The organism is Pseudomonas sp. (genome assembly GCF_030147005.1).
Taxonomy (GTDB): Bacteria; Pseudomonadota; Gammaproteobacteria; order Pseudomonadales; family Pseudomonadaceae; genus Aquipseudomonas.
In genome coordinates this window covers 1-4873 of sequence record NZ_JASLAW010000133.1, presented here as the reverse complement: position 1 = coordinate 4873, position 4873 = coordinate 1, and the positions used below count along the sequence as shown (strand labels likewise).

Sequence of the window (4873 nt, the reverse complement as noted above, 5' to 3'; positions counted from 1 at the left end):
CTTGCTCGTGAAGGCGGTAGTCCAGTCACTTATAGTTGACTGACACACCGCCTCCGCGAGCAAGCCCGCTCCCACACTGAGTTTGCGTTACTCGCCGATGGCCGCTTTATAGCCGGCAGCGTCCAGCAATTTATCCAGATCAGCCGCGTTGCTTGGCTTGAGCTTGAAAATCCAGGCGCCGTAAGGGTCGGAGTTCAGCAGCTCAGGGCTACCGCTCAACTCTTCGTTGACAGCAATCACTTCGCCCGCAACCGGAGCGTAGATATCCGAAGCAGCCTTCACCGATTCAACCACGCCCGCCTGGCCTTGGGCTTCAAATGTGGCGCCTACCTCGGCCAACTCAACAAACACCACGTCACCCAGAGCTTCCTGTGCATGGTCGGAGATCCCAACCGTCACGGTGCCGTCGGCTTCCAGACGGGCCCACTCATGACTTTCGGCAAAACGCAGGTCGGCAGGGATATTGCTCATAGTCTGTGTCCTCAAGAAGAAATGTCAGCGGCCTCAGGCCTGCCGGAAATAGTTAGATCAAGGTTTTACCATGGCGTACGAAGGTCGGCTTGACCACTCGAACCGGGTACCACTTGCCGCGGATTTCCACTTCGGCCCGGTCGGCAGTCGCCGTCGGTACACGCGCCAGGGCGATGGACTTGCTAAGCGTAGGAGAGAAACTACCACTGGTGATCTCCCCTTCGCCAACATTGGCGATACGAACCACTTGGTGAGCGCGTAGAACGCCACGCTCTTCCAGGACCAATCCGACTAATTTGAATTGCACACCGGCAGCTTTTTCCGCTTCCAGCGCGGCGCGGCCGATGAAGTTACGTTCTACCGGCTCCCAGGCGATGCTCCAGGCCATGTTGGCGGCCAGGGGTGACACCTGCTGGTGGATATCCTGGCCATACAGGTTCATGCCGGCTTCCAGACGCAAGGTATCGCGGGCACCGAGGCCGATAGGGGAAATGCCGGCGCCCACCAGATCGTTGAAAAACCCCGGCGCCTGGTCGGCGGGCAGGACAATTTCCAGGCCGTCTTCGCCGGTGTAACCGGTGCGGGCAATAAACCAGTCGCCGTCGGCCTGGCCTTCGAAAGGCTTGAGCTGATGGATCAGCGTGCCACGGGACTGGGTCACCAGTTCGGCGATCTTGTGCCGCGCGTGGGGACCTTGAATGGCGAGCATGGCCAGTTCGGAGCGCTCCTGGATTTGCGCGTGATAGCTGCCCAGTTGCGCCTGCATCCAGGCCATGTCCTGGTCGCGGGTAGCGGCGTTGACCACCAGCCGGTAACCGGTTTCGGTACGGTAGACGATCATGTCGTCCACCACCCCGCCCTGCTCGTTGAGCATGGCGCTGTATAACGCTCGGCCGCAGCCGTGCAATCGATCGACATCGTTGGCCAGCAGATGCTGGAGCCATTCCTTGGCCTGAAGGCCGGTGACATCGATCACGGTCATATGAGATACATCGAACACCCCGCAGTCGCGCCGCACCTGATGGTGCTCCTCAACTTGCGAGCCGTAATGCAAAGGCATATCCCAACCGCCAAAATCGACCATTTTCGCGCCGAGGGCGAGATGCAGGTCATACAGAGGCGTACGCTGTCCCATGGGTTTCTCCTTCCGGGCGTGGCGAAGGTGCGCAGAGCTGCCACGTGCGCCGAACACCTTGAGTTACAAGGCTTGCAGCCACATACAGCAGGTCGATCCGAAAGACGGAGCACACCGAATGCCGCGCATTGTAGCCGCAAGCTGTAGGACTGGCACCTAACCGATTTGTCGTGCGGAGCGTCGGATCAGCCCGATGACCGGCAACAACCCAACCAGCACCAGGGTCAACGCAGGCAGCGAGGCCCGCGCCCATTCCCCTTCACTGGTCATTTCAAAGATCCGCACCGCCAGGGTGTCCCAGCCAAACGGGCGCATCAGCAAGGTCGCGGGCATTTCCTTGAGCACATCGACGAACACCAGGAGTGCGGCGCTCAGGGCGCCGGGCAGCAACAGCGGCAGATATACCTTGCAAAACAGTTGTGGCCCACTCACTCCCAGGCTTCGTGCCGCTTCGGGCAACGACGGGCGGATACGCGCCAGGCTGTTTTCCAGAGGCCCATAGGCGACCGCCAAAAACCGCACCAGATAGGCCAGCACCAGCGCCGACAGGCTGCCCAGCAGCAATGGTTTGCCCGCACCGCCCAGCCAGCCCGACACCGGCACCACCAGTTCACGGTCCAGATAGCTGAAGGCCAACATGATCGACACCGCCAGCACCGAGCCGGGCAAGGCATAACCGACATTGGCCAGGCTGATGCCAGAACGAATCGCCCGAGTCGGCGCCAGGCGGTTGGCGAACGCCAGTATCAGCGCCACGCTGACCGTAATCAGCGCCGCAATCGCGCCCAGATACAAGGTGTGCACGATCAGCCCCCTGTAGCGCTCATCCAGATCGAACCGGCCGCGCTGCCAGAACCAGGCCACCAGTTGCAGCATCGGAATAACAAACGCACAGGCGAACACCAAGCCGCACCAGCCACTGGCCGCTGCAGCCTTGAACCCACTCAGGTGATACAGCGCCTTGCCCCGTGGGCGCTCATTGCTGGGTCGGCTCGCTCCGCGCGCTCGCCGCTCGCCATACAGCACCAGCATCACCACCAGCAGCAACAGGCTGGCCAGTTGGGCAGCACTGGAGAGGCTGAAAAAGCCGTACCAGGTTTTATAGATGGCGGTGGTGAACGTGTCGAAATTGAACACCGAGACCGCGCCGAAATCCGCCAGGGTTTCCATCAGGGCCAAGGCGACACCGGCACCAATCGCCGGCCGCGCCATGGGCAGCGCCACGCGCCAGAACGCTTGCCAGGGCGACTGGCCCAGCACCCGCGCCGCTTCCATCAAACCCTTGCCCTGGGCCAGGAATGCAGAACGCGCCAGCAGATAGACATAGGGGTAGAACACCAGCACCAAGACGATGATTACGCCGCTGGTGGAACGCACACGCGGCAGGCGCAGCCCCGCGCCGAACCATTCGCGCAGCAGGGTTTGCACTGGCCCTGCAAAATCCAGCAGCCCTACGAACACGAAGGCCAACACATAGGCCGGAATCGCAAAGGGCAGCATCAGTGCCCAATCCAGCCAACGGCGCCCGGGAAACTCGCAGAGGCTGGTCAGCCAGGCCAGGCTTACGCCCAGCAACGTCACGCCAAGACCGACGCCGAGCACCAGCGTCAAGGTATTGCCCAGCAAACGCGGCATCTGGGTGTCCCACAGGTGGGACCATATCTGGTGGTCGATGCTTTGCCAGGACAGCAACAGCACGCTCAGCGGCAGCAGCACCAGGGCGGCGACGGTGAAGACCGGCAGGTACCAGCGGCGTTGGGCGGGATGGGCCAAGAGCAAATTCCTTGGGATGGACTATCTGAAGACAGACGCAAAACACTGTGGGAGGGGGCTTGCCCTCGATGAGGGAGCGCCAGTCGCGGATGATTAGACTGACACTCTGTCATCGGGGCAAGCCCCCTCCCACATGTTGATTTGCAGCAATTTAAAAAGTCAGTTCCAACCGGCGCGGTCCATCAAGCGGATCGCCTCGGCCTGGCGCTTGCCAGCCACTTCCACCGGCAGGGTATCGGCGACGAACTTGCCCCACGACGCCACTTCAGCCGACGGCGGTACCGCTGGGTTGGCTGGGAACTCCTGGTTTACGTCGGCGAAAATCTTCTGCGCCTCGGGCGTGGTCATCCATTCCACCAGGGCCTTGGCCGCCGCCGGGTGTGGCGCGTGCTTGGTCAAGCCAATGCCCGACAGGTTCACATGCACGCCGCGGTCGCCCTGGTTCGGCCAGAACAGTTTCACCGCCAGGTCCGGCTTCTGCTTGTGCAGGCGACCGTAGTAGTAGGTGTTGACGATACCGACGTCGCATTGCCCGGCGTTGATCGCCTCCAGCACCGCGATATCGTCGGAGAACACATCGGTGGACAGGTTATTCACCCAGCCCTTGACGATTTCTTCAGTCTTGCCCGCACCGTGGGTTTCGATCAGCGTGGCGGTCAACGACTGGTTGTAGACCTTTTTCGCCGTGCGCAGGCACAGGCGGCCTTCCCACTGTTTGTCGGCCAGGGCTTCGTAGGTGGTCAGATCGCCTGGTTTTACCCGGTCGGTGGAATAGGCGATGGTGCGCGCGCGCAGGCTCAAACCGGTCCAGGCGTGGGCCGAAGAGCGGTATTGCAGCGGAATGTTCTTGTCGATCACCTCGGAGGTGAACGGCTGCAGGATGCCCATCTGCTCGGCCTGCCAAAGGTTGCCGGCGTCGACGGTGAGCAGCAGGTCGGCGGTGGCGTTTTCACCCTCGGCCTTGATGCGCTGCATCAGCGGGGCTTCCTTATCGGTAATGAACTTCACTTTCACACCGGTCTTCTGGGTGTAGGCGTCGAACACCGGTTTGATCAGTTCGTCGATGCGCGATGAGTAGACCACCACTTCGTCGGCAGCCTGCACGGTGGTGCTGCCGATCAGGGTGAGTGCCAGGGCAGTCAGGAGGCGCTTGGGTGCCAACATGGGTGCGGTCTCTCATTTGCAAAAAGAGCGCAAATGATAAGGACTCACATTTGGTAACGCTTGGTGGAGGCGTTACCAGATGTTGCACGGAGGTTTAACAGGCGAGTGATTTCCCTTGGGGGAGCGGGCTTGCTCGCGAATGCGCTGTATCAGTCGTACATGTAGCGACTGGCACGACGCCTTTGCGGGGCAAGCCCTAATGCCAGTCAGTTAAGGAGGGGCGCTTTACCGTGGCGAGGGAGCTTGCTCCCGCTGGTCTGCGCAGCAGTCCCATTTTCTGGGGTCGCTTCGCGGCCCAGCGGGAGCAAGCTCCCTCGCCACAGGCCGACG

At 61.4% G+C, this 4873-nt stretch carries 4 protein-coding genes; all 4 read right to left on the bottom strand.

Going from position 1 to position 4873, the window contains the following annotated elements; all coding sequences use genetic code 11:
- Positions 1–87: 87 nt before the first annotated feature.
- The 4 genes from gcvH to Q1V60_RS12135 all read right to left on the bottom strand — a co-directional run bounded on the left by gcvH (position 88) and on the right by Q1V60_RS12135 (position 4543).
- Positions 88–471, bottom strand: coding sequence for a glycine cleavage system protein GcvH (gene gcvH / locus Q1V60_RS12150; RefSeq protein WP_300630548.1), 384 nt, complete (start codon positions 469–471; stop codon positions 88–90).
- 52 nt (positions 472–523) lie between these two features.
- Positions 524–1606, bottom strand: a complete 1083-nt coding sequence (gene gcvT / locus Q1V60_RS12145; protein WP_300630547.1) for a glycine cleavage system aminomethyltransferase GcvT — start codon at positions 1604–1606, stop codon at positions 524–526.
- A gap of 156 nt (positions 1607–1762) precedes the next feature.
- Positions 1763–3379 (bottom strand): iron ABC transporter permease, encoded by a 1617-nt coding sequence (locus Q1V60_RS12140; protein WP_300630546.1) that lies wholly within the window; start codon positions 3377–3379, stop codon positions 1763–1765.
- 159 nt (positions 3380–3538) lie between these two features.
- Entirely contained in the window at positions 3539–4543 is a 1005-nt protein-coding gene (locus Q1V60_RS12135) for an extracellular solute-binding protein (protein ID WP_300630545.1), read from the bottom strand.
- Positions 4544–4873: the final 330 nt, after the last annotated feature.

Excerpts from the sequence above, each read along its gene's own strand:
- gcvH (WP_300630548.1), bottom strand. The coding sequence starts at position 471 with ATGAGCAATATCCCTGCCGACCTGCGTTTTGCCGAAAGTCATGAGTGG.
- Q1V60_RS12135 (WP_300630545.1), bottom strand. The coding sequence starts at position 4,543 with ATGTTGGCACCCAAGCGCCTCCTGACTGCCCTGGCACTCACCCTGATC.
- gcvT (WP_300630547.1), bottom strand. The coding sequence starts at position 1,606 with ATGGGACAGCGTACGCCTCTGTATGACCTGCATCTCGCCCTCGGCGCG.